Origin of the sequence: Sphingomonas sp. Leaf38 (genome assembly GCF_001421825.1) — a bacterium.
In the GTDB taxonomy this organism is placed as follows: Bacteria; Pseudomonadota; Alphaproteobacteria; order Sphingomonadales; family Sphingomonadaceae; genus Sphingomonas.
This window is the reverse complement of the sequence record NZ_LMLD01000011.1, coordinates 225,320-250,765: the sequence shown is the minus strand read 5'-3', so window position 1 is coordinate 250,765 and position 25,446 is coordinate 225,320. Positions and strand designations below refer to the sequence as shown.

Annotated in this window: 27 protein-coding genes and 1 pseudogene; 19 read left to right on the top strand and 9 right to left on the bottom strand. The window is 66.6% G+C overall.

Annotation, left to right across the window (positions count from 1 at the left end; genetic code table 11):
• Positions 1–22 precede the first annotated feature (22 nt).
• From fliR to ASE88_RS08550, 4 genes are read left to right on the top strand one after another with little or no spacing between them, the layout of a single operon-like run.
• Positions 23–796 carry a flagellar biosynthetic protein FliR gene (gene fliR / locus ASE88_RS08565; protein ID WP_082466403.1) on the top strand — a complete coding sequence of 258 codons (774 nt, stop codon included), beginning with the start codon at positions 23–25 and terminating at the stop codon, positions 794–796.
• The gene (gene flhB / locus ASE88_RS08560; protein ID WP_056477534.1) at positions 796–1,938 is read left to right on the top strand and encodes a flagellar type III secretion system protein FlhB; all 1,143 of its coding nucleotides are present in this window, start codon (positions 796–798) and stop codon (positions 1,936–1,938) included. Before fliR ends, flhB begins: the two co-directional genes overlap by 1 nt.
• Before the next feature lie 57 nt (positions 1,939–1,995).
• Complete coding sequence (gene fliD, locus ASE88_RS08555; protein WP_056477532.1) at positions 1,996–3,441, top strand: flagellar filament capping protein FliD; 1,446 nt, start codon at positions 1,996–1,998, stop codon at positions 3,439–3,441.
• Positions 3,438–3,836 carry a flagellar protein FliS gene (locus tag ASE88_RS08550; protein ID WP_055874457.1) on the top strand — a complete coding sequence of 133 codons (399 nt, stop codon included), beginning with the start codon at positions 3,438–3,440 and terminating at the stop codon, positions 3,834–3,836. Before fliD ends, ASE88_RS08550 begins: the two co-directional genes overlap by 4 nt.
• A 3-nt stretch (positions 3,837–3,839) precedes the next feature.
• Here ASE88_RS08550 and ASE88_RS08545 read toward each other — a convergent pair whose 3' ends face one another.
• The 5 genes from ASE88_RS08545 to argH are packed head-to-tail and all read right to left on the bottom strand — an operon-like array spanning position 3,840 to position 8,467.
• Positions 3,840–4,793 (bottom strand): CorA family divalent cation transporter, encoded by a 954-nt coding sequence (locus ASE88_RS08545; protein WP_056477530.1) that lies wholly within the window; start codon positions 4,791–4,793, stop codon positions 3,840–3,842.
• Positions 4,790–5,590, bottom strand: a complete 801-nt coding sequence (locus ASE88_RS08540; protein ID WP_235527883.1) for a bifunctional precorrin-2 dehydrogenase/sirohydrochlorin ferrochelatase — start codon at positions 5,588–5,590, stop codon at positions 4,790–4,792. Before ASE88_RS08540 ends, ASE88_RS08545 begins: the two co-directional genes overlap by 4 nt.
• Positions 5,587–6,849 (bottom strand): diaminopimelate decarboxylase, encoded by a 1,263-nt coding sequence (gene lysA, locus ASE88_RS08535; protein WP_056477526.1) that lies wholly within the window; start codon positions 6,847–6,849, stop codon positions 5,587–5,589. The genes ASE88_RS08540 and lysA overlap by 4 nt, the downstream gene beginning before the upstream one ends.
• An 11-nt stretch (positions 6,850–6,860) precedes the next feature.
• The gene (locus ASE88_RS08530) at positions 6,861–7,103 is read right to left on the bottom strand and encodes a hypothetical protein (protein WP_055874469.1); all 243 of its coding nucleotides are present in this window, start codon (positions 7,101–7,103) and stop codon (positions 6,861–6,863) included.
• Complete coding sequence (argH, locus tag ASE88_RS08525) at positions 7,100–8,467, bottom strand: argininosuccinate lyase (protein WP_200910234.1); 1,368 nt, start codon at positions 8,465–8,467, stop codon at positions 7,100–7,102. The genes ASE88_RS08530 and argH overlap by 4 nt, the downstream gene beginning before the upstream one ends.
• A 16-nt stretch (positions 8,468–8,483) precedes the next feature.
• Between argH and ASE88_RS08520 the strand changes: the two genes are divergently transcribed.
• From ASE88_RS08520 to ASE88_RS08480, 9 genes are all read left to right on the top strand, one after another.
• The gene (locus ASE88_RS08520; protein ID WP_055874475.1) at positions 8,484–9,113 is read left to right on the top strand and encodes a TlpA family protein disulfide reductase; all 630 of its coding nucleotides are present in this window, start codon (positions 8,484–8,486) and stop codon (positions 9,111–9,113) included.
• A 326-nt stretch (positions 9,114–9,439) separates the two neighbouring features.
• Positions 9,440–9,973, top strand: a complete 534-nt coding sequence (locus tag ASE88_RS08515; protein WP_056477524.1) for a helix-turn-helix domain-containing protein — start codon at positions 9,440–9,442, stop codon at positions 9,971–9,973.
• 34 nt (positions 9,974–10,007) lie between these two features.
• The gene (locus tag ASE88_RS08510) at positions 10,008–10,355 is read left to right on the top strand and encodes a hypothetical protein (RefSeq protein ID WP_055874482.1); all 348 of its coding nucleotides are present in this window, start codon (positions 10,008–10,010) and stop codon (positions 10,353–10,355) included.
• 22 nt (positions 10,356–10,377) lie between these two features.
• Positions 10,378–10,833: a hypothetical protein gene (locus ASE88_RS08505; protein WP_156356988.1), complete on the top strand. Its 456-nt coding sequence runs from the start codon at positions 10,378–10,380 to the stop codon at positions 10,831–10,833.
• 58 nt (positions 10,834–10,891) lie between these two features.
• Positions 10,892–11,314: a hypothetical protein gene (locus ASE88_RS08500; protein WP_055874496.1), complete on the top strand. Its 423-nt coding sequence runs from the start codon at positions 10,892–10,894 to the stop codon at positions 11,312–11,314.
• An 83-nt stretch (positions 11,315–11,397) separates the two neighbouring features.
• On the top strand, positions 11,398–12,405 hold the full coding sequence (locus ASE88_RS08495; protein WP_162233410.1) for a glycosyltransferase family 2 protein: 1,008 nt from the start codon (positions 11,398–11,400) through the stop codon (positions 12,403–12,405).
• Positions 12,405–13,853: an oligosaccharide flippase family protein gene (locus tag ASE88_RS08490; RefSeq protein ID WP_055874502.1), complete on the top strand. Its 1,449-nt coding sequence runs from the start codon at positions 12,405–12,407 to the stop codon at positions 13,851–13,853. Before ASE88_RS08495 ends, ASE88_RS08490 begins: the two co-directional genes overlap by 1 nt.
• Before the next feature lie 46 nt (positions 13,854–13,899).
• The gene (locus ASE88_RS08485) at positions 13,900–14,742 is read left to right on the top strand and encodes a beta-1,6-N-acetylglucosaminyltransferase (protein ID WP_055874505.1); all 843 of its coding nucleotides are present in this window, start codon (positions 13,900–13,902) and stop codon (positions 14,740–14,742) included.
• Positions 14,743–14,909: 167 nt separating this feature from the next.
• The gene (locus ASE88_RS08480; RefSeq protein ID WP_055874508.1) at positions 14,910–15,974 is read left to right on the top strand and encodes a flagellin; all 1,065 of its coding nucleotides are present in this window, start codon (positions 14,910–14,912) and stop codon (positions 15,972–15,974) included.
• A 149-nt stretch (positions 15,975–16,123) separates the two neighbouring features.
• Here ASE88_RS08480 and yghU read toward each other — a convergent pair whose 3' ends face one another.
• Positions 16,124–17,017: a glutathione-dependent disulfide-bond oxidoreductase gene (gene yghU / locus ASE88_RS08475; protein ID WP_056477517.1), complete on the bottom strand. Its 894-nt coding sequence runs from the start codon at positions 17,015–17,017 to the stop codon at positions 16,124–16,126.
• Positions 17,018–17,319: 302 nt separating this feature from the next.
• On the opposite strand from yghU, the gene ASE88_RS08465 reads away from it, so the two are divergent.
• The 3 genes from ASE88_RS08465 to ASE88_RS08455 all read left to right on the top strand — a co-directional run bounded on the left by ASE88_RS08465 (position 17,320) and on the right by ASE88_RS08455 (position 21,280).
• Positions 17,320–18,672, top strand: coding sequence for an alpha/beta fold hydrolase (locus tag ASE88_RS08465; protein ID WP_056477513.1), 1,353 nt, complete (start codon positions 17,320–17,322; stop codon positions 18,670–18,672).
• Complete coding sequence (locus ASE88_RS08460; RefSeq protein ID WP_235527882.1) at positions 18,669–20,222, top strand: GMC family oxidoreductase; 1,554 nt, start codon at positions 18,669–18,671, stop codon at positions 20,220–20,222. The genes ASE88_RS08465 and ASE88_RS08460 overlap by 4 nt, the downstream gene beginning before the upstream one ends.
• A gap of 182 nt (positions 20,223–20,404) precedes the next feature.
• Positions 20,405–21,280, top strand: a complete 876-nt coding sequence (locus tag ASE88_RS08455) for an SDR family oxidoreductase (RefSeq protein WP_056477510.1) — start codon at positions 20,405–20,407, stop codon at positions 21,278–21,280.
• Between the two features lie 118 nt (positions 21,281–21,398).
• On the opposite strand, the gene ASE88_RS08450 is transcribed toward ASE88_RS08455, so the two are convergent.
• From ASE88_RS08450 to ASE88_RS08440, 3 genes are all read right to left on the bottom strand, one after another.
• Complete coding sequence (locus tag ASE88_RS08450; protein WP_055874522.1) at positions 21,399–23,210, bottom strand: DUF885 domain-containing protein; 1,812 nt, start codon at positions 23,208–23,210, stop codon at positions 21,399–21,401.
• Positions 23,211–23,606: 396 nt separating this feature from the next.
• Positions 23,607–23,981: a hypothetical protein gene (locus ASE88_RS08445; protein WP_056477509.1), complete on the bottom strand. Its 375-nt coding sequence runs from the start codon at positions 23,979–23,981 to the stop codon at positions 23,607–23,609.
• A gap of 3 nt (positions 23,982–23,984) precedes the next feature.
• Complete coding sequence (locus ASE88_RS08440) at positions 23,985–24,710, bottom strand: hypothetical protein (RefSeq protein ID WP_156356987.1); 726 nt, start codon at positions 24,708–24,710, stop codon at positions 23,985–23,987.
• Here ASE88_RS08440 and ASE88_RS08435 point away from each other — a divergent pair.
• The 3 genes and pseudogenes from ASE88_RS08435 to ASE88_RS19110 all read left to right on the top strand — a co-directional run.
• Positions 24,693–24,977, top strand: a pseudogene (locus tag ASE88_RS08435) (transposase); the annotation flags it as partial. The gene ASE88_RS08440 and the pseudogene ASE88_RS08435 overlap by 18 nt on opposite strands.
• A gap of 1 nt (position 24,978) precedes the next feature.
• Positions 24,979–25,158 carry a hypothetical protein gene (locus ASE88_RS18880; protein ID WP_156348153.1) on the top strand — a complete coding sequence of 60 codons (180 nt, stop codon included), beginning with the start codon at positions 24,979–24,981 and terminating at the stop codon, positions 25,156–25,158.
• Positions 25,159–25,207: 49 nt separating this feature from the next.
• Positions 25,208–25,351, top strand: coding sequence for a hypothetical protein (locus tag ASE88_RS19110; protein ID WP_162233409.1), 144 nt, complete (start codon positions 25,208–25,210; stop codon positions 25,349–25,351).
• Positions 25,352–25,446: the final 95 nt, after the last annotated feature.

Genomic DNA, 25,446 nt, shown 5'->3' with positions numbered 1-25,446 from the left:
GGGGGGGGAGGGGGATTTAGTCGTGCTGGGCTTCGGGCTTTCGATCGAGCCGCAACTCTGGGCGCTCGTGTTCGTCATGATCCGCATCGGCGCGACGTTCATCGCCGCGCCGGTGTTCGGGTCCGTCTCGGTGCCGCTGACCGTGCGCGTCACGCTGTCGGGCGCGATCGGGTTCCTCGTGCTCGCCGCCCACCCGATCGTCCCGCCGCAACAGATCTTCGCGGTGACGACGATCCTCTCCGCCGCCGCCGAGGCGCTCGTCGGCCTGGCGCTCGGCTTCGTCCTCCAGATCGCGTTCGCAGCACCCGTCATTGCCGCCGAGGTCATCGGCGGCGCGATGGGCCTCGGCTTCGCCTCCTCGATCGACCCGCAGAACGGCAAGTCGTCGCCGGCGCTCGGCCAGTTCTTCTCGATCATGCTGACGTTGCTGTTCCTGTCGGTCGACGGCCATCTGATCCTGATTGACCTGCTCGTGAAGAGCTATGACGTCCTGCCCCCCGGCGCCGCATGGATCGGCGTCGAGCGGCTGAAGGCGATCGCGTTCTTCGGCGGCTACGCGTTCCTCGCCGGGCTCTTGCTCGCACTCCCGGTCGGCTTCCTGCTGCTCTGCCTCAACATCGTCGTCGGCATGTTGAGCCGCGCCGCGCCCTCGCTCAACCTGTTCGCGGTCGGCCTGCCCGCCAGCCTCGCGGTCGGCGTCATCACGCTGGCGATCGCGTTCCCGACGATGGGCGATTACATGCTCGTCATCGTCCGCGAAGGCCTGGCCGCCACCGAAAACCTGGTGCTCGGCTGATGTCCGAGGAAGGCGGCGAAAAAACCGAAGCCCCAACCGCCAAGCGCAAAAAGGATGCGGTCGAGAAGGGCGACATCCTCAAATCGCGCGACTTCGCCACCGCGCTCAGCATGCTCGCCGGCGTCGCCTGGCTGATCTACGCCGGCCCGACGCTGATCGTCGCGTGCAAGGCGATCATGACCTCGAGCTTCCAGTTCACGCATGCAGACGTCGAGGATTTCGCGCCCTGGCGCCCGCTGATGGAGGCCGGCGGCAAGCTCGCACCGTCGCTCGTCACCTTGTTCATCGTCAGCATCGGCGCGGCGATCCTGAGCCAGGCGGGGCTCGGGTCGCTCGGCTTCAACGGCGGTCTGCTCGCGCCCAAATACAGCCGCGTCGATCCGGCCGCGGGGCTCAAGCGGATCTTCGGCGCGAATGGCTGGATCGAGCTCGGCAAGTCGCTGCTGAAGGTGATCCTGCTCGGTACGATCGGCGGCTGGATGCTGTGGAACGCGGCGCATTCGACGATGGGGCTCGCCTCGTCCGCGGATCTCAACCAGGCGCTGTCGACGCTCGGCGGGATCTTCAAGGGCATCCTGATCGCGATGGCGTTCGGGCTGTGCGCGATCGCGGGCATCGACCTGCCGATCCAGATCATCCGCCGCCTCGGCAAGATGCGGATGTCGAAGCAGGAGGTGAAGGACGAGCACAAGTCGACCGAGGGCAATGGCGAGGCGAAGGGCCAGATGCGCGCGAAGATGCGCGCGATGGCGAGCGGGGGCTTACGCAAATCGGTCGCGGAGGCGCATGTCGTGCTGACCAACCCGACGCACTTCGCCGTCGCCCTCCGCTATGATCGCGGCAAGGACCAGGTGCCTGTGGTCGTCGCCAAGGGCCGCGGCGCGACCGCACTGGCGATCCGCGAACTGGCCGCGGAGGGGCGCGTTCCCGTGCTCGAATATCCGATGCTCGCGCGCGCCGTCTACTACACGAGCAAGGAAAACCAGGAGGTCCGCGACGACCTGTACATGGCGATCGCGACGGTGCTTGCGTTCGTCTTCGGGCTGAACGCGGCGGCCGGCGGTACGGCCGCGGGCGTCCAGCCGTTCGTCACCGTGCCCAAGGACGCACGGTTCGACGAAAACGGCATGAAACAGGCCTAAAGATCCCCGGCGAACGGTCGTTCTTACAGATGCGCGCGCACGTGCAGGGAATTCGCCATGGTAACATCGACCAGCAGCACGACGGCCACGCCGACTCCGACACCCACGCCGACCGCACAAAGCGCAGTCAACGCCGCGACGCAGGCGCTGCTGACCGGGCTCAGCGCAGGCTCGGGCGTCGATACTGGCACGCTGGTCACGTCGCTGGTCGGAGCGCAGTTCGCCGCGCGCACCGCCGCGCTGAAATCCAAGTCGGACACGCTCACGTCGCAGATCTCGGGTGTCGCCTCGCTCAAGAGCACGATGACCGGTTTTTCCACCGCGCTCGCCAATCTGGTGAAGGGCGGCAGCCTGCAGACCCAGCCGACCAGCTCGAACGCCGCAATCCTGTCCGCCACCGCGCAGTCGGGCGCGAAGCTGTCGGGCCTGTCCGCCAGCGTCACCGTCACGCGCCTCGCCACCGGCCAGGTCGCGCGCACCAACACCCCCGTCCCCGCCACCGAGCGCGCGACCTCGCTCGGCACCGGCGCGCTGACGCTCAAGATCGGCACCGCCGACGCCATCGCGATCGATATCGGCGACGGCAGCATCGATGCGATCGCAGCCGGCATCAACGCGTCGAAGAAGGGCGTCACCGCCTCCGTCGTCACCGATGCGCAGGGACGCGCGTTCCTGTCGGTCAAGGGCGCGACCGGCAGCGACAACGCGTTCACGCTGAAGGGTACGGACAGCGACGCGCTTGACATCGGCGGCACTGCGACCAACACGAGCCTGGTCTCGACCGCGCAGAATGCGCAGATCACCGTCGACGGGATCGCCGTCGAGCGCCCCGGCAACACCGTCAGCGATCTCGTCGCGGGCGTGACGCTGCAGCTTAACGCGGTGTCGACCGTCCCCGTGTCGCTGACCAGCACCGCGCCGACCGACGCACTGACCCAGGCGGTGAACGACGTCGTCACGACCTATAACGAAGTGCTCGCGACGGTCACCGCGCAGACCGATCCGATCACCGGCAACCTGCGCGCCGATCCGGCGGCAAAGTCGCTGCTGAGTTCGCTCAAGGCGCTGACGTCGAAGCCGCTGGTCGGCGGCGCGGTCGCCGGTCTCCCGCGGACGCTGTCGGAGCTGGGCGTCGCCACCAACACCGACGGCACGCTGCGCGTCGACAGCGCGCTGCTCGCCAAGCAGCTTGCCGCTTATCCCGACACGATCGAATCGATGTTCGCGCCGTCGGGCACCAACGCGCTCGGCCTGTCCGCGGCGCTGACCGCGCTGACCACCAGTGCGACCAGCACGCTGACCGGCCTGGGCGCATCGACCGTGCGCTACACCGCGGCGCAGTCGGACGTCACCAAGCAGCAGGACAAGGTCACCGACCAGTCGGCGCAGCTCACCACGCGCCTGACCCAGCAATATGCCAGCATGAACGCGCGCGTGTCGGCGTATAAATCGACGCAGACCTTCCTTACCGGCCAGATCGCCCAGTGGAACAAGACTTCGTGACCTACGCCTCCACGCTCGCGCGCGACCCGTTCGCTACCTACCGCCAGATCGACGCGGTCGGCCGTACCGCGACCGCGGACGGCCCGGCGCTCGTCCAGCTGCTCTACAAGGAACTCGTCGCGGCCTTGCGCGCCGCCGCCTGGGCCTGCGAAAAGCGCAAGTTCGCGGTCAAGAGCGAGCGGATCACGCGCGCCACCGCGATCCTGTTCGCGCTCGAGGCGGGTCTCGATTTCGAAAAGGGCGGGCAGGTCTCCGAGACGCTCGCACGGCTGTACGGCGGCGCGCGCAAGACCGTCATCAACGCCTCGCTCGGCCATGACCCCCAGCCGTTCCGCGACTCCGCCGATATGCTCGATGAGATCGCCCAGGCCTGGCGGACCGCCAGCGCCGCCTGACCGCTAGCGGCGGAACCAGTGGCGCAGGGTAAAATACGCCACGACGCCCACCGCGATCACCACGCAGGCCGCCGCGATCGCATCGAACGCCCAGGGCTCCTCGGCATAGGGCAGGCCCTTGACGTTCATGCCGTAAAGACCGGTGAGGAACGTCAGCGGCAGGAACACCATCGCGGCGATCGAGATGATCAGCGAGCGATTGTCGATCTGCTCCGCGCGCATGTCGGTCAGCGTCTCGTGGATCAGCGCGGAGCGTTCGCGGATCGATTCGAGCTCCTCCGCCATCCGCGCGGCGCGATCCGCCGCCGCCGCGAGATGGAGGCGATCGTCGTCGGCGAGCCAGTCGCCGGGCAGCGCCGCCAGCTTCTCCAGCGCGGCGCGTTGCGGGCTGAGGAAGCGTTTATAACCGATCGCCGCCACGCGCACCTTGCTCACAGCACGGCGCAGTTCGAACACGCGGTTGGCGTCGAGCTGCTCCTCGCAATCGTCGAGTTCGTCGCCGAGCGTCGCCACGTCGGGATCGAGATCGGCGGTGATCGCGGTCGCGAACGCCGCGATAAGGTCGCCCGGATCGCGGACCTCGCCGCGCTCGACCATCTTTTCGACCTCGGCGACCGCGATCAACGGTTTACGCGTGACCGAGAAGACCCGCCCCTTCACCGCCCAGATCCGGACCGAGGCGAGCAGATCGGAGGTGTCGAGTTCCTCCTTCGATCGCCCACGCAGATTGAGGAATGCGCCGTCGCCGACCGCCTCGCAGCGCGGCCGGGTTTCGGTCGCGGTCAGGGCGTCGACGACATAGTCTTGCAGCTTGGCCTCGTCGCGCAGCCAGGTCTGCGCATGCTCGGCGGTGGTCGACAGATGCACCCAGACGAGGTCCGCGGTGCAGCCTAGCGCGTCCTGCACGTCGATCCGCGCCGCCTTGCCGTCAACAATGCGAAACCCGAAGCCGCTCAAAGCGCCATCTCAATCTCGATGGATAGCCCGGTACCGGGATCGGCGGGCATCGGTGCACACAGCCGCGCGGCATCGGCACGCGCCCGGTCGAGGATCGCCGCGGGGGCGTCGGGGCCATGATAGACCCGGTCCGCACTCGCCAGCGCGCGCGCCTGCCGCAGCGTCAGGTCTTCGGGATCATCGGACAGCAGCACCAGCGTGATCGCCACGTCGCGCGTCGCAGCGGGGGTGCCCGTCGGCGCCAGCCACGCATCGACATCGTGCGTCGTCGACAGCGGATCGAGCAGCCCGCCCGCCGCCATCGCGGTCGCCAGCGCGCGGCGGCGCTCGCCCATGTCGGGCCAGCGCTTGCGCAACGCGCCGCGCGCCGCCTGCAACGCCAGCGCGAGCCTGCCGAGATCGCCCGGCACGAGCGCCTCGAGTCTCTGCCGCAACGCCGCGGCCAGCCCGGCCGACACGCCGCTCGTCCCGATCGCGATCAACACCGGCGCGCGGTCGACGATCGCCGGCAGCGTGAAGTCGCACAGCGCCGAGCGGTCGACCGCGTTGACCAATATCCCGCGCGCCTTCAGCCGCGCGACCGCCGCCAGCGCCTCATCCTCCTCGTCGATCGCGACGATCGCGAGCGAGGCTGTGGCATCCTCGCCGACGACGCCGGCGCCGGCGCGGTCGAGCAACCGCCGCTTCGCATCCGCTGCCTCGCCTTCCCCCAGCAGGATCACCGGGCGCCCCGCCAGTCGCACGAACAGCGGCAGGCTCTGGAGCGGTGGCGGCGACAGCGGAGGCGCGGGATTCACCGCTTGAGCCATTCCGGCACGCGCTCGGCGGCCAGGATCGTCTCGGGCTGGATCCGGTCGGCGACCACCGCGAACCGATCGCCGTCGACCAGCACTTCGGGCACCAGCGCTCGGCTATTGTAGGTCGATGCCATCGTCGCGCCATACGCGCCCGCGGTGCGGAACACGCCGAGATCGCCCGACTTCACGACGTCGATATCGCGCCCCATCGCGAACGTGTCGCCGGTCTCGCACACCGGCCCAGCGATGTTGGCGGTCATCCGCTCGCCGGTCGGCGCGACCGCGACGAAGTCGTGATACGCATCGTACATCGCGACGCGCGCGAGGTCGTTCATCGCCGCGTCGACGATCACATACGGGTTCACGACGCCCGGCTTCACCCAGATCACCTCGGTCAGCAGCACGCCTGCATTGCCCGCGATCACGCGCCCGGGCTCAAACATCAGTTCGACGTCCCAATCGGCGGTCGCGCGCGCGACCATCGCGCCATACTCGGCCGGGCTCGGCAACACGTCCTGGGGCTTGTACGGGACGCCCAGGCCACCGCCCAGATCGACGCGGCTGATCCTGTGCCCGGCCGCGCGCAGTTCGGCGACCAGCTCGCCGATCCGCGCATAGGCGGCTTCCAGCGGCGCTAGGTCGGCAAGCTGGCTGCCGATGTGGATCGCGACGCCGCGCAAATCGAGGCCGTCATGCTTCGACAACCGGTCGAACATATCGACCGCCTGGTCGATCGCGACGCCGAACTTGTTCTCCTTGCGCCCGGTCGAGATCTTCGCGTGCGTTCCCGCGTCGACGTCGGGGTTCACGCGCAGCACTGCTGGCGCGCGTTCACCGCGAGCATGCGCCAGCGCGGCGAGGACTTCGCCCTCCTCCTCCAGCTCGAGATTGAACTGGCCGATCCCGGCATCGAGCGCCTGCGCCAGTTCGCGCCGCGTCTTGCCGACGCCCGAGAAGACGATGTCCGACGCGGGGATTCCCGCCGCCAGCGCGCGCTGCATCTCGCCCGCAGAGACGACGTCGGCGCCATAGCCTTCGTCGGCCAGCACGCGGAGCACCGCGACGTTGGGATTGGCCTTGATCGCATAGGCCAGGTGGACGCGGCCCGCGGGCTTCAGCGCGTCGCGAAACACCTGCGCATGGCGGCGGAAGGTGGCGGTCGAATAGACATAGACGGGGGTACCGACGGCCTCGGCGATCGCCGGCAGGGCGACGTCCTCGGCATGCATCACACCGTCACGATAGGCGAAATGGTTCATGGATCAGGTCTTCAATTGGGAGGCGGCAGGTCGAATTCGTCGCTGCGACGCTCGTCGGACTTGGTCAGCAGCTCATCGCTGCGCTGCGGGCGTTGCTGCGTGGTGGGCGTGAGCAGCTGCGCGGCGGTCGGCCGGGTCTTGGCACCATAAGGCGCGACCGGGAGAGTCTTGCCCTCCGCGGGCACCAACCCGTCCGCCGCGCCGCAGCCGGCCAGTGTCAGCGCCAACCCCGTCAGTGCGAGTAACCGTTTCATGCCGTTTCTCCCCGTGCGGCGCGGATCGCCGCGCGCACATTGTCGGGCGCAGTGCCGCCGAAGCTGGTCCGGCTGGCGACCGACGCGTCGACCGAGAGCACGCCGTACACGCGTTCGTCGATCCGTGCATCGATTGCCTTCAGGTCCTCGATCGGCAGCGCGTCGAGCGCAACCTTGCGCTCTTCTGCTAGCTTCACCGCGCGGCCCGTCACATGATGCGCCTCGCGAAACGGGAGGCCCGCCTCACGCACCAGCCAGTCGGCAAGATCGGTCGCGGTCGCAAAGCCCGACTCCGCCAACCCGCGCATCCGGTCGGTGCGGAACGTCGCGCTCTCGACCATCCCGGTCATCGCCGCGATCGACAGCGCGAGCAGGTCGTGCGCCTCGAACACCGGCGGCTTGTCGTCCTGCATGTCCTTCGAATAGGCGAGCGGCAGGCCCTTCATCGTCACCATCAGCGCGGTCATGCAGCCGAGGATACGCCCCGCATGCCCGCGCACCAGCTCGGCCGCGTCGGGGTTGCGCTTCTGCGGCATGATCGAGCTGCCGGTCGACCATTGATCGCTGAGCGCGACGAACCCGAACGGCTGCGACGCCCACAGCACGAACTCCTCGGCGAGCCGCGACAGATGCAGCGACGTCTGCGTCGCCGCGGTCAAATATTCGATCGCGAAATCGCGGTCGCTGACCCCGTCGAGCGAATTGGTCATCGGCCCGTCGAAGCCGAGCGTCGCGGCGGTCATCTCCCGGTCGATCGGAAACCCCGTTCCCGCCAGCGCCGCCGAGCCGAGCGGCGACCGGTTCATCCGCGCGCGCGCATCGGCGAACCGGCCGACGTCGCGCGACATCATCGCATGATACGCCATCAGGTGATGCCCCAGCGTCACCGGCTGCGCGGACTGGAGATGCGTGAAGCCGGGCATGACGCTCGCCGCATGCTCCTCGGCGCGGGTCAGCAGCGCCCCCTGGAACCCGGCAAGCGCGGCCAGTGCCTGGTCGATCGCATCGCGCACCCACAGCCGGAAGTCGGTCGCGACCTGATCGTTGCGCGAGCGCGCGGTGTGCAGCCGCCCCGCGACCGGGCCGATCGCGTCGGCGAGCCGCGCCTCGGTCTGCATGTGGATATCCTCGAGGACCAGATCCTCCTCGACGCCGTTCGCCGCGTAATGCGCCGCCACCGTGTCGAGCCCGGCCGAGATCGTCGCGGCATCCTCGGCCGAAACGATGCCCTGCTTGCCGAGCATCGCGACATGCGCCTTGGAGCCCGCAATATCCTGCTGCCAGAGCCGCTTGTCGAAGGGAATGGAGGCGTTTATCTCGCGCATGACCGCCGCCGGGCCCTCGGCGAACCGCCCACCCCACATCGAATTGGAACCGTCCATGGTCTTGCGTCCTGTGTTCACTTCGCGCCCAATCGTCTGTCTCGCGGGACTGGGCCTGCTGGTCGCCGGCTGCGATAGGAAATCGCCCGCGCCGGAGCAAGCAAACGTCGCCGTCGCCAATGCGGCGTCTGCCGACGAGGTCGCGCCCGGCCCTGCCCCCGACGAGGCGACCGGCCCCACGGCAAGTACCGAAAAGCTCGACCGCAGCCACAAGGGCGAGACCGGCCCGACCGGCGCCTTCACCGCGCCCGACGGCAAATCGGTGACGCTGGCCAGTTTCAAGGGGAAGCCGCTGCTGCTCAACCTGTGGGCGACCTGGTGCGCGCCGTGCGTCGCCGAGATGCCCACGCTCGACGCCGCCGCCAAGTCATTGGCCGGCAAGGTCCAGGTCATCGCGGTCAGCCAGGACCTGCAGGGCGCGGAGAAGGTGACGCCATTCTTCTCGGCAAAGGCGTTCACGACGCTCAAGCCCTATCTCGATCCCAAGCTTGGCCTCAGCCTCGCCTATCAGGCGAACCTGCCGACCACGATCCTCTACGATTCGGCGGGCAAGGAAGTCTGGCGGATGACCGGCGGGTACGAGTGGAACACCCCCGCTGCGGCCAAGCTGATCGCCGAGGCGTCGTAAACCACTGCGCCCTTGGGGATTGTGCCGACTCGCCTTGGTGACGAGCCAAAGGTTGATGGCGAGCCGGCACGTCGACTTAACGCACGAATGCGCAAAAGACGTGCAAACCGGATACAGAATGGTTCAAATGCGACGGACCGAGCCGATCGACGGGCGCAGATACGCGGCCTTTGGCGCGAGCCGGTGGCGAGCGTTGCGGTTTCGGGCTGTTGCTTGCAGAGGCAACGACGTTTTAGGGACAGGCGCGATCCGGTGTCGCGTTGGCCCGTCGTCGTTCGCATATGATGGTTTCGGCCCGATCAAGAGCCCGATGAAAGGGGGATGACATGGACGAACCCCGCATCGATCGGCTGTCGAACCGCCACCGCGACGTGCTGCGCGGCGTCGCCGCGTTGCGCAAATCCAAGCAGATCGCGGCCGATCTCGGCATCGCACCGGGAACGGTCGACGGGTATATCGCCGAAGCCGTCCGCATCCTCGGGGCGACCGACCGTGGCGAGGCCGCGCGCATGCTCGCCCAGCACGAGCTTAAGGCCTCTCCGCCTCTGGATACGCCCCCCGGACAATTCGGGGGGCAATCTCCATGGGTGGTCTCTTCGCCGCAAACCGTGACAGAGATCGCCACGCCGGTCGTCGAGCCGGAAGCGGTCCACGACACCGGCATACACACGCCGATGTCGCTCGCGGGACTGCTTCCGATCAGGCGTGCGGGGCAGCGGAACAACGACCTTCCGGTCGCGGCACGCTTGCTCTGGATCCCGGCTATCGCAGTGATCCTCGCGGTCGGCTTCGGCATGCTCGCAAGTGGTCTCAAGGTGCTCGCCGAGCTGATCGAACGGCTGGGGCACCTGTCTGGCTAATCGATCGAAGAGGCCGCACCGGCGGATAGTCTGCATGAACACCCAACTCACGCGTACCGGTACCGACATCGGCATCCTGCTCAACCGGCTCGAGGCGCAGCTGACCGAGGCATTCGCGATCTGCTCGCAGCTCGCCATGGCCTCGACGACGTTCGGCGGTAGCGCCGGGCTCACCCCTCGGATCGCCCAGCCCGTCGTCCAGGAGCTCGGCGGCGCGATGGCCGCGATCGCGCAGGCGCAGGGCCATGCGATCGCCGCGCACCGCAGCGCCGAACGGATCGGCAAGTTCGTCGGCTTCGGCGATGGCCTTCCCAAACCCGACGAGGCGTTCTTCGCGGGGGCGGATGGCAGCCACCTCTCGGTCGTCGCGCAGGCCGCCTGACCGCGAAGACGGTGGCGCAGCCGTGATCCACATCCTGATCTATTATGCGGTGGCGCTGGCGACCTGCTCGTTCGCGTTTCGCCATGGCGGCATGCCCGAGCGCGCCGTCGCGGTCGCATTCCTGCTGGCGGCGATCGGCTCGAGCATGCTGGCATTCACGGCGCGGCCGGCGTTCCGCTCGGTCGATGGGGCCCTTCTGTCGGTCGATCTGGTGCTGCTTGCCGGGCTGGTCGCGGTCGCATTGTTCGCGAACCGGTTCTGGCCGATCTGGATCAGCGCGCTGCATCTGCTGGCGATCGCGGTGCACGGGGTCAGGGCATATGATCCATCGCTGGTACCGTGGATGTACGCCGCCGCGATCAGCAAGATCGCCTATCCGATGCTCGCGCTGCTGGTCGCCGGCACCGAGCGTCACCGGCGCCGCAAATCGTCATACGGGATCGATCCGGACTGGTCGATCCCGTCGGGGCCGCACTGACCCTGGCCCTGGCCCTGGCCCCAACCCCGGCACCGACTTCAAGATATGAAAGACGCCCATGAGCGATCACCTTCGCCTCCGCTACGAGGCCCCGTGCGATGGCCCGACCGCGACCACATCGACGACCGCATCGGTACGGGATGCGTCGTCACCGACCGAACTCGATCGCGCGCGCGCGCTGATCCGTCAGCGCGATGCCCGCTCGGCTGCATTCGCCCCCGTCCGCCTGCTGTTCCAGGATCCGGCATGGGATATCCTGCTGGGGCTGTTCGTCGCCTATGAGAAGGGCACGCCGCTGACGATCGACGCGGTAAGCACCGCCTCTGGCCTCTCCGACGTGGCGATCCGCCGCTGGTTGCTCGCGCTGGAACATCGCGGCCTGATCACCTCCTGGCCGCACGACGCGGATCTCGCGGCTCGCTCGCTCGGCCTGACCGACGCTGCCCTGACGATGATGCTGCAGTTTCTCCAGGATATTTGAGTCGATTCGGCGCACATCCTCCGTTCATTCATTTTCAACGGCACGCGCTGTAGGGGTGACGGTGGACGCGGAGGATGTGGTTGATGCGGTTGTCGGTTTTGATGAGCGTGTACAACAACGCGCCGTTCGTCGAACGCGCGGTCGCGAGCATCCTCGACCAGACGTATCGCGATTTCGAATTCATCATCGTCAACGACGGCTCGACCGATGGCTCGACCGAAATCCTGCGCCACCTCGCCGCGACCGACCCGCGAATCCGGCTGGTCGAACAGGAGAATCGCGGTCTCGTCGCCAGCCTCAATCGCGGTTTCGCGATGGCGCACAGCGACTGGATCGCGCGGATGGACGGCGATGACGAATCGCTGCCGCACCGGTTCGCGACGCAGCTCGAATTTCTCGACCGGCATCCGGATCACGGCGTGATCGGCACGCAGATGGTCAATGTCGACGAACAGGGCAGGACGATCCGCCTGACCAACGACTATCCGCGCGACGCCACCACGTTCCTCGCGGCGATGGAACTGCTGCCGCTGATGAGCCATCCGAGCGCGATCATCGCCAAGGCGGCGTTCGAGAAGGTCGGCGGCTATCGCAAGATCTATCGGCACTGCGAGGATTACGACCTGTGGCTGCGGCTGTCCGAGGTCACCAAATTGTGCAGCGTCGACGAAATCCTGTATCGCTATTGCGTCAATCCCCAACAGGTCACCTTCCAGCATCTGCTGCATACCGCGATCGGCGCCGCGGTCGCCTGGCAGGCGCATCTCCAGCGCAGCAGCGGCCGCCCCGACCCGACCGAGGGCCTGTCGGCGCTGCCGGGTGTCGATCATCTCGACGAGCTGGACAGGATTTTCGGCATGCCGGGAATCGCGCGGAAGGTGCGCGCGCGCGTTGCGCCGAAGCTGCTCTATTCGCTGCCCGCCCTGACCTCGGGCGGCGCCCGCCTGATCGGCGACTATGTGGCGGAGGGCGGCGATCGGCGTCCCGCGACGCGTGCGGTCGCGCGGATGCTGCGCTACGGACAAATCCGCGGTGCGGGACAACTCGCGGGTAATCTCGCCCGCTCCTATTTCGCACCAAGGGGCAAATAATGGCGGTACGCAAAGCCGCCTTATGGTCGGTCAGCGGGCAATGGCTGGTGTTCGCCTTCAATTTCGCGGTGAGCGTGTATCTGGCGCGCTATCTGCTGCCGCCCTCTGCCTTCGGCACCTTCTCGGTGGGTTTCGCCGCCGCCGGCGTGATCTCCAATCTGCAGGATTTCGGGCTCAACCGCTACGTCGTCCGGTCCGAGGAATTGACCGATCGAGTGCTCGACACCTGCACCACGATCACGCTGTGCGTCGGCGTCGCGATCAGCGCGACGATCGCCGGGCTGAGTCTCCCGATGGCGTGGTACTACGCCAATCCGACGCTGATCCCGATCATGCTGCTGATCGCCGCCGCCTTCCTGCTGCTGCCGTTCAACACCGTGCCGATCGCGCTGTTGCAACGCGCGGTCGATTTCAGGACGCTTGCGTTCATCAACATGGCCGCCGCCGCCGCCAACGCCGCCATATCGGTGACGTTCGCGTTGTGGGGGTATGGCCCGATCGCGCTGGCGCTCGGCTTCCTCGCACAACAGGTCGCGCGCGCGACGATGGCGCAGTGGCTCGGCCCCCGGCGGGTCCGCCTGCGGTTCAGTTTCGAGGGCGCACGGCCGATCGTCTCGTTCGGCTCGGGTACCACCGTGCTCGCGGTCAGCGGCGCGATCGGCACGCGCTCACCCGATCTGATCATCGGCAACGTGCTGGGGATGCATGCGGTCGGCCTGTTCGGGCGCGCGGCGGGCATGGTCGATGGCTTGCGCACCCTGCTCGACGGTGGCCTGGCCTCGGTCTTCTTCAGCCACTTCGCGCAACTGGTGCGGGCCAAGAAGACGCTCGACCAGCCCTATCTGGATCTGGTCGGTTGCTACACGAGCGTGTTGTGGCCGGCGATGCTGCTGCTGTCGCTGCTGGCCACACCGATCGTGACACTGATCTACGGTGAGGGTTGGGGCGAGGCTGCGCAGGCGCTTCGCTGGGTCGCACTGAGCGAATTGCTGTTCTTCGCGCTGCCGCTCCACACCGAAGTGCCGCTGATATCCGGGCATCTCCGCGAGTTGTTGATCCGCAACCTGATCGACACCGCGGCGGCGCTGATTTGCCTCATCTGCCTGGTGCGGTTCGGGCTGGAGGCGGCGGCAGCGGCGCGGCTGGTCTATGCGGTGATCTGGTACATGATCTATATCGGCATGATGCGCCGGATCGTCGGCTTTGCGGGCCGCGCGCTGGCGCTGATGTACGCGAGAAGCGCGGTGGGCACGCTCGCCGCCTGCCTCCCCGTGATTCTGCTGGTGCGCGACGGCGAACTGCTCTCGCTTCGCACCGCGATGGCCTCGATCCTCGGCATCGCGCTGTGGGTGGTCGCGCTCGCCCTCACAAACCACCCGACCTGGCGGGAGATCAGCCGCGCGCTCGGCGACCTGCGGCTTTCGCTGGCGCGTCAGGCACGGACATGACGCGTTTCGCCCACCGCGCCCGCCTTTATCAGCAAAGGACCGCCGCTTGAAGATCGCCGCCTTGATCCGTGCCTATCATCGTCCCGACCAACTCGCGCTGCTGCTCGACCGGCTTCAGGGAGAGTTGTGGATGCCGTTCGTCCATATCGACCGCAAATCGGACATCGCGCCGTTCGCCGCGCTGCGCGACAAGGCGACCTTCCTGGACGATCGCGTACAGGTGAACTGGGGCGGATTGAGTCAGGTCGAGGGCGTCCTGCGGCTCTTGCGCGCCGCCTTTCGCGATCCGACGATCACGCATTTCTATCATATGAGCGGGCAATGCTATCCGGTGAAGACCGACGCGCAGATCCGCGACCGGATCGCCGGTTTTCCCGCGGGCTCGGCCAATCTCATGGAGCTGACCGCGATGCCGGTGAGCCACAAGCCGCTCGAACGCTATACCCGCTACTGGCTGCACGACGTGCAGAACCCGATCGCCTGGCGGATCCTGCGCAAGGTGTTCCCGCGCCTGCCCGACCGATCGCTGAGCAAACTGCGCGGCATCCACCTGTATGGCGGCGGCGCGTGGTGGCTGTTCGAGCGTGAGGCCGTCGCCAAGATCCTGCGGTTTCTCGACGAAAATCCCTGGTATATGCGGTGCTTCCGCTACTCGGATTGTCCCGACGAGATGCTGCTGCATTCGCTGATGGCGCCGCTCGGTATCACGATCGGTGGCGATGCCCCGACCGCCGACATCTGGGTGCAGGGCAAGGCGCATCCCGAGACCGTCACGCCGACGATCCACCAGCAGTTCGTCGAGAGCCCGGCGCTGTTCGGCCGCAAATATATCGACTTTCATCCGGCCGCGGTCCCGGCGGGATCGACCATCATTCCCAACGTCGACTGACGCGGCCGCGCAACCCCGCGCGGCGGGTCGACGCCGCCCGGCTACCCATGCCGAACGGTGACTAATGCCGAATTAAGTATCCGGGATTTTACCGGATGCCGCGACCCCCACCGCCCCCGATAGGTTCCGGTCGCAGCGCGCCGAGGCCGCGCATTCGGGAGGATTCGATGACCGGCATCTACACCAACGTCGCGGCGCTTCGCGCGCAGAATGCATCGCGTCTCGCCCAGACATCGCTCGACAAATCCATGACGCATCTCTCGACGGGCAAGCGGATCAATTCCGCCGCCGACGATGCCGCCGGACTGGCAATTTCGACGTCGATGACTGCGCAGATCAGAGGAATGAACCAGGCCGTCCGCAACGCGGTCGACGGGATCAGCCTGATCGAAACGGCCGACGCCGCGCTCGGCGAAGTTACGGATATGGCGCAGCGCATTCGCGAACTGACCGTCCAGTCGGCATCGGGCACCTACACGGTGGCGGACCGCGCCAACATGCAGACCGAGGTCACGGCGCTTGCGACGCAGATCGCGGCAACGCTGAAGGCCACGTCCTTCAACGGGCGAAGTCTGTTCAACACGCAGCCCGCAAATTCCGACCCAAGCCGCGGACCGATCAACGAGGGAACGTCGATCGCGCTGCAGATTGGTCCGGATACGCGCGATACGATTGCGGTTTCGATCCCGCCCGTCACGACGAACTATTATCGGGTCGTCAGCGATGCGCGGCTCACGCGACCGGCTGTCTACGCCGGCGAAACGACGCATCTGATCACCTTCGACGACTACACTGCGGACGCACGCGTCGGGGGGCGCGCCGTCACGCTGGACGATATCGGCTTCAGCCCCCCGCAACGACCGGGCGACAGCTGGTACAGCGACGCACTCGCCCGCTACCCCAAGTGGAAGTCGTTTACCTTCACGGACGAGATGAACGTGACCAACCCCTATCGAACCGCCAATACGCTGAGCCGGGTCGACGATCTGATCGCCTCGATCGGCACCGTCAGGGCCGGCCTTGGCGCCTCGCAAAATGCCATCCAGGCCAGCGTGAACAGCATGACGAGCGCCACCACCAACCTGACCGACGCCCGCTCTCGCATCGAGGACACGGACTTTTCGGCAGAGACGGTCACTCTGGCGAAGGCGCAGATCCTGAATCAGGCATCGACAGCGATGCTGGCGCAAGCGAACCAGAGCCAACAGGACGTGTTGAAACTGCTCAAATAGCCGGTGCCCGGTGAAAGACCGACGGCGCTGAATCGAGCCTGCAGCCGGTACGCGGCGCGACCAGCATGCCCTAGCCCGTCAATGCCGGCGGCGACGTCGCCGGACCGGGTATGATCCGGGCGACGTCTGAAGGCAGGTTGCTCCGCGCGTCACCCCGTCTGGTTTTTCGCCGCTGCCCCGTCGAGCTTGTCCTGGGTGCGGGTTTCGAAGTCGCCGGCGTCATGGCGTTCATGGAGTTGGCTGGCGGGATCGCCCATGATCCGGTTGACCATCCGCCCGCGCTGGACCGCCGGCCGCGCGCCGACCAAGTCGGTCCAGCGCAGGACGTTCGTATAGTCTTTGACCTGAAGGAAGTCGGCGGCATCATATACCTGGCCCGTCACAAGCGCGCCGTACCAAGGCCATACCGCCATGTCGGCGATCGAATAGTCGTCGCCACCGAGATACTGGCTTTCACCCAGCCGCCGATCCAGCACGTCGAGCTGGCGTTTGACCTCCATCGCGAAACGATCGATCGCATATTCGATCTTCACGGGTGCATAGGCATAGAAATGCCCGAAGCCGCCACCCAGCATCGGCCCCGCCCCCATCTGCCAGAACAGCCACGACAGCACCTCGGCGCGCCTGGCGACATCGGTCGGAAGGAACGCGCCGAACTTCTCGGCGAGATAGACGAGGATCGATCCCGATTCGAACACGCGGATCGGTTCAGCGCCGCTGCGGTCGACCAGCGCCGGGATTTTCGAGTTGGGATTGGCATCGACGAAGCCGCTGCCGAACTGGTCCCCGTCCATGATCTTGATGAGCCAGGCGTCGTATTCGGCGTCGGTATGACCGGCGGCGAGCAGCTCCTCGAGCATCACGGTCACCTTCACGCCGTTGGGCGTTGCAAGCGAGTAGAGCTGGAGCGGGTGCTTGCCGACCGGCAGGTCCTTGTCGTGCGTGGCACCGGCGATCGGGCGGTTGATGCTGGCGAACCGGCCTCCGCTCTGCTTGTCCCAGGTCCAGACCTTGGGCGGCGTATATTCGGCGGTCTCGGTCATTCGGGGTCTCCGCTATCTCGTGTCTGCAGCGGCGAACTGCGCCGTTGTCGGGCCATACGCAAGCGCGGAGCCGGATGCCGGCTCACGCCGCTGGCCTCCGCCGGATACGGTCATCAATCTGTCCTCGTCGCGCGCCATCCCGGAAAGCGCGACCGACATCGGGCGCGACTGCGACGATGTTGATCGCCCCTTCGCGGCACGCAAAATGACGGCGAATTGATCGAGATTGCCTTTGTCGGCGCATGCGGGGGGAACGGACAGGGTCCTGCATCGTCCGGCAGGAGGATATCTCGCGAGGCTTCATGACCGGACCTACATTGGTGTTTCTCCATGCGCTCGGCGCCAGCGCGCGCGAATGGGAGCATGTCATCGACAGTCTTCCCGAATACGCGTGCGTCGCGCTCGACCTGCCCGGATTCGGCGGCGCTGCAGGTGCCGGTCATGCCGACGTCGCCACGATGACCGATTGGCTGGCCGACGAGATCCGATCCCGCCGACTCGTCCGGTGCGTTGTTGTCGGGCACAGCATGGGCGGCAAGATCGCAACGCTGGTTGCGGCCCGCGCGGCAGCGGGGGAGACGGGTCTGTCGGGCGTTCTCGGCGTCGTTCTCGTCGCGGCATCGCCCCCCGCGCCCGAACCGATGGACGACGATCGCCGGGCGCAGATGATCGGCTGGTTCGCCGATGGCCAGATCGCACGTGACGATGCCGCCACCTTCGTCGACGCCAATACCGTCGCGCCGCTCCCCGATCCGCTGCGTGCATCGGCGATCGACGATGTCCTCCACACAAGCCGGGAGGCGTGGCTTGGATGGCTCGAGCGCGGCAGTCGCGAAGACTGGCGCGCCGCCGCCGGAAAGATCACCATTCCGGCATTGATCGTCGCTGGCGGCGAAGACGGCGATCTCGGTGAGGATGCCCAGCGGCGGCTCAACGTGCCGCATTATGTCACGTCCGAAGTGCGGGTGGTGGCCAACGCGGCGCACCTGATCCCCTACGAACGCCCCCAAGCGCTTGCCGCCCTGATCCGCGACCACGCAAGCGAAGTTGCGGCGTCTGCGCTACCGACCGCGTTCGCGCAGATCCTCGGCTCCGCCCGGGTCAGCAAGAGGACGCGCCGGGTGATGCTGGAAAGACTGCGCCCTCCCCGCGACGCTGCGCCCTGGAGTGATGCGCACCATGCCACGCTTGCTGCGCTGATCGCGCAGATTCTGCCGGATTGCGGTGCCGACCACCGCTTGGCGCAGCGTGTCGCAGCCGGCGTTGCCCAAGGGGACGGCGATGGCTGGCGGTTCGCCGACTTGCCGGCCGATAACGATGCCTGGATCCGCGGCCTGGCGACATTGCGCAGGATGACGGGTGGTGTCGCCGCGCAGGACACGCACGTCAGCGCCGGCCTCCTTGAAACTGTTGCCAAGGGAGAGGCGGGTATCGCGGATGACGAGGCGTATCTTTCGCCCGAGCAGATGAAGTTATGGTTTGAGGACGTTCGCGCGGAGGTTGTCCGCGTCTGGATGTCGTTGCCGACGACGATGGCCGCAATCGGCTATGATGGATTCGCCGTGGGCGGCGATGCGCATCGCAAGCAGGGGTACACGCGCACCGCCGCCGACGATGTGGAAAGCTGGCAATCCGCACCGGAGCGCGCGGCATGATGCCCCTTCGCACTGCCGGCGCTCGCAATGCCACGACGGACATCGTCGATGCGGTCGTCATCGGCACGGGCGCCGGTGGCGCGCCGCTCACCGCGCGTCTCGCTAAAGCGGGTCTGTCGGTCGTTGCGCTTGAGGCCGGGCGTGCGTTCCACCCGGACGAGCATGTCGCCGACGAGGTCGCGGCCGACATTTACTGGATGGAGGAGCGACTGAGCGGTGGTGCGAACCCCACCGCGTTCGGCGCGAACAATTCGGGCATGGGCGTCGGCGGGTCGACGCTGCATTGGGGTGCCTTCTGCCCCCGCCCCGACCCGCGCGATCTGCAGTTGAAGACGCTGACCGGCGAGGGCGCGGACTGGCCAGTCGATCATGCCGCATTGATCCGCTACATCGAGGAAGTGGAGCAGTTCACCGGGGTTTCGGGGCCGGCACGGTATCCCTGGGACCAGGACCGCCACTACGAGTATCCACCGGTGGAGCGCAATGCCGCAGCCGACGCGATGGCACGTGGCTGCGCGGCGGTCGGCATAACCGCGACCGACGCACCCGCCGCGCTGGTGTCGCGCGATCGCGATCAACCGCATTGGGGACAGCGGCAGGCCTGCGTGAATTGCGGCGCCTGTCATCAAGGCTGTCGCAACGCCGCCAAGACGAGCATGGACACCACGTACCTGCCGCTCGCCGCGGCGCATGGTGCCGAAATCCGCGCCGGGTGCCGGGTATTGTCGTTCGAGTTCGACGGCAGCGGCCGGATCAACGCCGTCGTCTATCTGCAGGATGGTGAAGAGCGTCGACAGCGCTGTTCCGCGGTCTTCCTGTGCGCAGGTGGCGTCGAAACACCGCGCCTGCTGCTCAACCTCGGCATCGCCAATTCGAGCGGTCAGGTCGGGCGAAACTTCATGGCGCATGTCGCCACCCAGGTCTGGGGCCGGTTCGATGCCGATATGCGGATGAACCGCGGCTATCCGTCGTCGCTCATCAGCGAGGATATGTTGCGGCCTGGCGATGCCGACTGCGCCGGTGGTTACCTGATCCAGAGCCTGGGGGTACTGCCGGTCACTCTCGCCACGGGTCTCGCGCGCGGCGCCGGCATGTGGGGCGAACGACTCCAGACGATCCTGCGCAACTATAATCGGCTGGCGGGGATCGGGATCAACGGCGAATGCCTTCCCCATCCGGACAATCGCCTGACGCTTGCCGACGAGGCCGACGCCTTCGGCCACCGCAAGGCGCGCATCGACTTTAGCTACCATGCCAACGAACACGCGATCGATCGCCACGCCCGTCGCACGCTGACCGACATCTGGACGGCGGCGGACGCGAAGGACATCTTCGCCGTCGATCGCTCCGCGCATACCATCGGCACCTGTCGCATGGGGCATGACGGCGGCGAGGCGGTGGTCGACGCGGACGGTCGCAGCTTCGACATTCCCAATCTGCTGATCTGCGACAATTCTATTTTCCCCAGCGCGCTGGCGGCGAACCCCGCGCTGACGATCATGGCGCTGTCGCTGCGTACCGCCGACCGGTTCCTGGAGTCCGGCGATTGAGGACGTCGCGACCAGTGCGACGGCGCAAGGCCCAGCCCCTCGTTGCGGCGACGGTCGCCTCGATGACGGCCTAGCGCGCCGGATCGACATGCGCGGGTCGTTGCCGTCGGGCCTTATGTCGAAACGAGCGGCACTTAACGGTCGTCGAATTGTTCGATCAGCAAACCAGTAGGACACGCTTCATGACGGTAAATCCCCGCAACATCCATCCGACCAGCTTTCCTGGCGAACCGCAGCAGCCAAGTCCTGGGCTCGTCGCGAACATGAAGACCAAACCCGACCATGGCGAGGACAGCTATGTCGGCAAGCGTCTGCTCGCGGGCAAGGTGGCGCTCATCACCGGCGGCGACTCGGGCATCGGCAAAGCGGTCGCAATAGCTTATGCGCGGGAGGGCGCGGACGTCGCGATCTCCTATCTCGCGGTCGAGCAGGCGGATGCCGAGGATACGCAGGCCTGGGTCGAAAAGGCGGGGCGGCGCTGCATTTTGATCCCCGGCGACATTCGCGACCGCGATCACTGCGCCGCGCTGGTGGCCAGCACGGTGGCAGACCTCGGCGGGCTCGACATCTTGGTCAACAACGCCGCGCAGCAGACCATGAACGAAGAGCTGGACAGCATCGACGACGACGAGATGCAGGCCGCGTTTGCCGCCAACGTGTTCGCGATGATCCGTCTCGCCAAGGCCGCGGCGCCGCACATGAAGCCCGGTGCCGCGATCATCAACACGACCAGCGAGCAGGCCAAGGTCGCGACCAAGAGCATGATCGTCTACGCGGCAACCAAGGGCGCGATCTCCAGCCTGACGGTCGGATTGTCCAATCTGCTGATCGCCAAGGGCATCCGCGTCAACGCCGTGGCACCCGGCCCGATCTGGACCCCAATCCAACCGATCGCCAAGTCGACGGAGGAACTAGAGAAGCTCGGCCAGGATACGCCGCTGGGTCGGGCCGGTCAGCCCGCCGAACTTGCCCCCGCCTATGTCCTCCTGGCGTCTGCCGAGGGGAGCTACATGACAGGCGCGGTGATCGCGGTGACCGGCGGGGTGCCGGTCAGCTGATCGTCGGTTCGGGCGATCGGGCGGTGGCGTCGGGCATCTCTCGTGTCACCCGCCGCCGCCGCTTGGTCCCCGAGTTTTTCAGACATTGGCGTGCCGGATCCGCCACGCGACCGCAGTCTCAGGCCGCGGCGATCCACGCATCGACCTGTTCGGCCAGCACGCCGAGCGGCAGCGCGCCATGCGCCAGCACGACCTCGTGGAAGTCGCGGATGTCGAAGCGCGCGCCCAGTGCGGCTTCCGCCTTGCGCCGGAGCGCCGCTATCCGCTGCTGCCCGACCATATAGCTCGTCGCCTGGCCGGGGTTGTTGATGTAGCGATCGACCTCCTTGACCACGTCGCGCGCCGAGAGCGGCGCGTTCTGCGTGAAATAGGCGATCGCCCGATCGCGGCTCCAGCGCTTGGCATGCATCCCCGTGTCGAGCACCAGCCGGCACGCGCGCCACACCTGAAGCGCCAGCATCCCGAGTTCCGAATAGGGATCGCGATACGCGCCCATCTCCTTGGCGAGCCGTTCCGAGTACAAGCCCCAACCCTCCGTGTACGCGCCATAATAGCCGAAGCGGCGGAACTTGGGCACGCCCGTCAGTTCCTGCGCGCGGGCGATCTGGAAGTGATGCCCTGGCGCGCCTTCGTGATGCGCAATCCCCTCGACCTGCGTCTTCTGCACCTGCGTCATGTCCGCGAGATTGACGTAGAAGATGCCCGGCCGCGAGCCATTGGGCGCGGGCTGGTCGTAGAAGGCGACCGCGGCGGTCTCCTGCCGCCAGGTCTCGACCGCCCTGACCTCGAGCGGGGCCTTTGGCAGGCGACGAAAGAAGCGCGGCGCGGCGGCCATCGTCTGCGCGATCGCGGCACGCGCATCGGCGAGGTAGAGTTGGCGGCCGGCATCGGTGTTGGGATATTTGAACTTCGGGTCGGACCGCAGCGCGGTGAACAGGTCCTGCAACGATCCGGCAAAGCCCGCCCGCGTCATGACCGCGGTCATTTCGGCGTGGATCGACCGCACCTGATCCAGCCCAAGCTGATGGATCTGCTCCGCCGTCATATCGGTGGTGGTGTAATAGGCCAGGCGCGCCTGATAATAGGCGTCGCCGCCCGGCAAACTCCAGGCGCCGTCATTGCCCTTGGCGAGCGGCTCGATCTCGTCGAGCGCGGCAAAGAGCAGGTCGAAGCCCTGCCGGAACGGGCCTTTCAGCGCCGCGACGACATCCCCGATCAGCGCGGTCTTGACGGCGTCTGTCACGGCCAGCTTGCCGACCTTCGCCTTGAAATCGGTGAGCAGGCTGCTGTCCGCGCCGCTATCGAACGGCGCACCGGTGATCACCTGGCGCGCATCGCCACGCGCGGGCGCGAACACCATCTTTGGCGGCACGATGCCCTTGGCCGCCTGCTTCCGCATGGTGGCGGCGACCTCCCGCATGACACGCAGCGAATCGCGCACCCGCGCCACGTACGCCTGCGCATCGGCCACCGTGGCGATGCTGTGCTGGTTGATGAGGAACACCGGAATATTGCCCGCCGGGCTGCCATTCGTCGACACCGGAAAGACATAGTCGCGGAACGCGAATTGACGCCGGTCCGTGGCGACCTGTGCCTCGAACAGGCGGTAGCTCAGCCGCGCGTCGGGGCCGAGCCGATCGACCGCGAAACTGCGGTGCAGGTCGGCGAGTTGCGCATCCGCCAACGCCTGCGCGCGCCGCGCGGCAGCGTCGGTATAATCGTCGAGCCGGTCATAGTTGGTCTTCAGGCCGAGGCTGGTCTGCGTCTCGGGACTGAGCGCGACACTGGCATCGAACGCGGCGTCGAGAAAGCGCAGGAGCCGCGCATCGTCATTGGCGGGACCGGTCGCCGCGCTGGCGATCACGGGCCGGATCAGCGGCAGCGTCGTGCCCGCCATCAGCAGTCCTACAAACGCGCGCTTGGTAAGCATCACAGCATCGTCCTATCGGTTACGCCCCAGCGCTACCCGCCACCCCGCGTTCCTGCAATGATCGACACCGGAGGATTCGCCGCGGCAAACCGCATGGTTTTACAAGGTCCCGAGAATTCAGGCCCGGATACTGCGAGACCAAGGTCGGCTCGCCCCTCTCTCATGGGCCACAGAATAAGATGGATATCGCAGCGGCACGTGCCAGGCACACCGGCGCACGGCTTGGCCTATGCGATCATCGGGCCAATCTACCGTCACGCCGATATGCTCGACGGCGATACCGAAGCCGCGGGTGCAACGGACCAAGGACAGCGGGGATTTGCCAGTGCTGTCCCTCGATCGAAGGGCGCGGTCGTGAAGCCCGGATTTCCGTCCGCCACGGACTGCATCGCGGCTCTAGCTTTCCCGTCGCAGGAAAATCCACATCCCACCATCGCTGGCCGACTGGATCTTCACCGTAAGTTCGCGGTCGCGGTCGTCGAAATCGCCGATATGCGTGAACTCGGCATTGAACGTACCCACACTGACCGCGCGTTCGGCGGCGGATCGAAAACTCTCGGTGTTCATGCAGGGGGCAATCTGGGTGAAGAAGTTCAGGCCGATCCGGGGGCGTGCACCAAAACCGGAGAGGCGCGCCTCGGCTTCGCTGAACAGAACGACCGCCCCCTTGGGATCGAGCCGGATCGCGCCGAAGGGCAGCGCATCGATCTCCTTGACCTCGAGCCGCTCGACAGCCCGTGCGAGGTCCGGTTGATCGAAGCGGACGCTCATGGCCTATTGCCCCTCTGCAGGATCGGTCTCGTCAAAATTGACGACGGCGATCAAACTTGTGACTTCGGCTCCGTCTTCGGAACAGGGGAGCAAAAGCCGTTCGAAAAAGGAGGTGTCTTCCGATCCGAAGTCGAAACGCGCAAAGTCGTAGGTGGGCTTTCGCGATCGCACGCAGCGCCGATACGCCCCTTCCTGCGTCATCTCGCTATCGTCGCCGGTGCCATCGATCCGCCACCACGTGAAATCGGTTTCGGCCCGCCGGCTAAGTTCTGCGCCGACCTGTACCAGTTCGAAGGTCATCGGCACGTACGTCTGATCGACCACGACCTCGGCGACGAAATCCCGTTCGTCACGCGTGATGGGCACGCGGTTTAGCGCCGGCAACGTCTCGCCCGATCGCTCGCCTCGCCACTGCGTGAGCACGCGGTTGAGGACGGCGGACTTGAACCGCGCGGCCATGCTATCGAGCGACGCATCACGCGCGTCGAGGCGTTGTGACCGTTCGACCATATCCAGCACGGCCTTTGACAGTTGCTCGGGGAGAAATGGCTTGAGCAGCACGGCTTCGTGCGCGACGCCGGTGAGATTGAACTGGCCGCTAATGAACAGAATCGGCAGATTGGGCCGCACCCCGCGCGCGCTGGCGATGAATTTCACAGCGCCCGACCCGGCAACGCAATAGTCGATCACGATGAACGCGAGCGGCTCGTCATGAACACGACGCTCCATGCCGTGACCGACGCAAACGGCCCGCCGCTCAGCTTCTTCATGACTGCCAGACAGGTCAGCGACTATATCGGTGCGGCCGCATTGCTCGACGATCTGCCCGAGGCGCAATCGCTGCTCGGCGGCCGCGGTTACGACGACGACTGGTTCAGGGATGCCTTGCGGGCAAAGGGCATCTAGCCACGCATCCTAGGTCGGAGGTCTCGGCTCGAGCCCGTCAAATACGACAAACGCCGCTACAGGCGCCGTAGCCGTATCGAGATCATGTTCGATGAGCGAGAATGATACGCCGCTCGACAAGGACCCGCAGGATCTGGAAGGCATGCCGTCCGCGCTCGCATTCGCCGCGCACATAGTGCTCGACCTGAACGGCTGCAAACCGCCGCCTGGACTTTCTGGCAGGCCGCCGGAACCACGGGGCATTCCGGAGCCGGATCGAATTGGGGGCTGATCGAAACCGACGTGCATTTGCCCGCCACCTGCATGATCAGATTTATCTTATGCGCAATTATTGGGCGGTGGCGCAGTTCAGCCGTTACATCAAACCCGGCTACAAACTGATCGCGGTCGACGATCTCGACACGGCGGGCGCGATCTCTCCCGACGGGAAAAGGGTGTGCTCGTCCATGTCAATGATGGACTGAACCCCCGCGCGCTCGATCTCCCACGCGGCTGGCCTGCACAGATGGCCCTCACCAACTCGAAAAATGTTGCCAACTGCATGGCAGGCACGATCGTA

What these genes read in the sequence shown, in the direction of transcription:
- ASE88_RS08490 (WP_055874502.1), top strand. Translation starts at nt 12,405, where the DNA reads ATGGCGGTACGCAAAGCCGCCTTATGGTCGGTCAGCGGGCAATGGCTG.
- ASE88_RS08500 (WP_055874496.1), top strand. Translation starts at nt 10,892, where the DNA reads ATGAGCGATCACCTTCGCCTCCGCTACGAGGCCCCGTGCGATGGCCCG.
- ASE88_RS08530 (WP_055874469.1), bottom strand. Translation starts at nt 7,103, where the DNA reads ATGAAACGGTTACTCGCACTGACGGGGTTGGCGCTGACACTGGCCGGC.
- flhB (WP_056477534.1), top strand. Translation starts at nt 796, where the DNA reads ATGTCCGAGGAAGGCGGCGAAAAAACCGAAGCCCCAACCGCCAAGCGC.
- ASE88_RS08510 (WP_055874482.1), top strand. Translation starts at nt 10,008, where the DNA reads ATGAACACCCAACTCACGCGTACCGGTACCGACATCGGCATCCTGCTC.
- ASE88_RS08480 (WP_055874508.1), top strand. Translation starts at nt 14,910, where the DNA reads ATGACCGGCATCTACACCAACGTCGCGGCGCTTCGCGCGCAGAATGCA.
- ASE88_RS08440 (WP_156356987.1), bottom strand. Translation starts at nt 24,710, where the DNA reads ATGGAGCGTCGTGTTCATGACGAGCCGCTCGCGTTCATCGTGATCGAC.
- ASE88_RS18880 (WP_156348153.1), top strand. Translation starts at nt 24,979, where the DNA reads ATGAGCGAGAATGATACGCCGCTCGACAAGGACCCGCAGGATCTGGAA.
- lysA (WP_056477526.1), bottom strand. Translation starts at nt 6,849, where the DNA reads ATGAACCATTTCGCCTATCGTGACGGTGTGATGCATGCCGAGGACGTC.
- ASE88_RS08465 (WP_056477513.1), top strand. Translation starts at nt 17,320, where the DNA reads ATGACCGGACCTACATTGGTGTTTCTCCATGCGCTCGGCGCCAGCGCG.
- ASE88_RS08445 (WP_056477509.1), bottom strand. Translation starts at nt 23,981, where the DNA reads ATGAGCGTCCGCTTCGATCAACCGGACCTCGCACGGGCTGTCGAGCGG.
- ASE88_RS08455 (WP_056477510.1), top strand. Translation starts at nt 20,405, where the DNA reads ATGACGGTAAATCCCCGCAACATCCATCCGACCAGCTTTCCTGGCGAA.
- ASE88_RS08520 (WP_055874475.1), top strand. Translation starts at nt 8,484, where the DNA reads ATGGTCTTGCGTCCTGTGTTCACTTCGCGCCCAATCGTCTGTCTCGCG.
- ASE88_RS08495 (WP_162233410.1), top strand. Translation starts at nt 11,398, where the DNA reads ATGCGGTTGTCGGTTTTGATGAGCGTGTACAACAACGCGCCGTTCGTC.
- ASE88_RS08450 (WP_055874522.1), bottom strand. Translation starts at nt 23,210, where the DNA reads ATGCTTACCAAGCGCGCGTTTGTAGGACTGCTGATGGCGGGCACGACG.
- yghU (WP_056477517.1), bottom strand. Translation starts at nt 17,017, where the DNA reads ATGACCGAGACCGCCGAATATACGCCGCCCAAGGTCTGGACCTGGGAC.
- argH (WP_200910234.1), bottom strand. Translation starts at nt 8,467, where the DNA reads ATGTGGGGTGGGCGGTTCGCCGAGGGCCCGGCGGCGGTCATGCGCGAG.
- ASE88_RS08460 (WP_235527882.1), top strand. Translation starts at nt 18,669, where the DNA reads ATGATGCCCCTTCGCACTGCCGGCGCTCGCAATGCCACGACGGACATC.
- ASE88_RS19110 (WP_162233409.1), top strand. Translation starts at nt 25,208, where the DNA reads ATGCGCAATTATTGGGCGGTGGCGCAGTTCAGCCGTTACATCAAACCC.
- fliD (WP_056477532.1), top strand. Translation starts at nt 1,996, where the DNA reads ATGGTAACATCGACCAGCAGCACGACGGCCACGCCGACTCCGACACCC.
- ASE88_RS08515 (WP_056477524.1), top strand. Translation starts at nt 9,440, where the DNA reads ATGGACGAACCCCGCATCGATCGGCTGTCGAACCGCCACCGCGACGTG.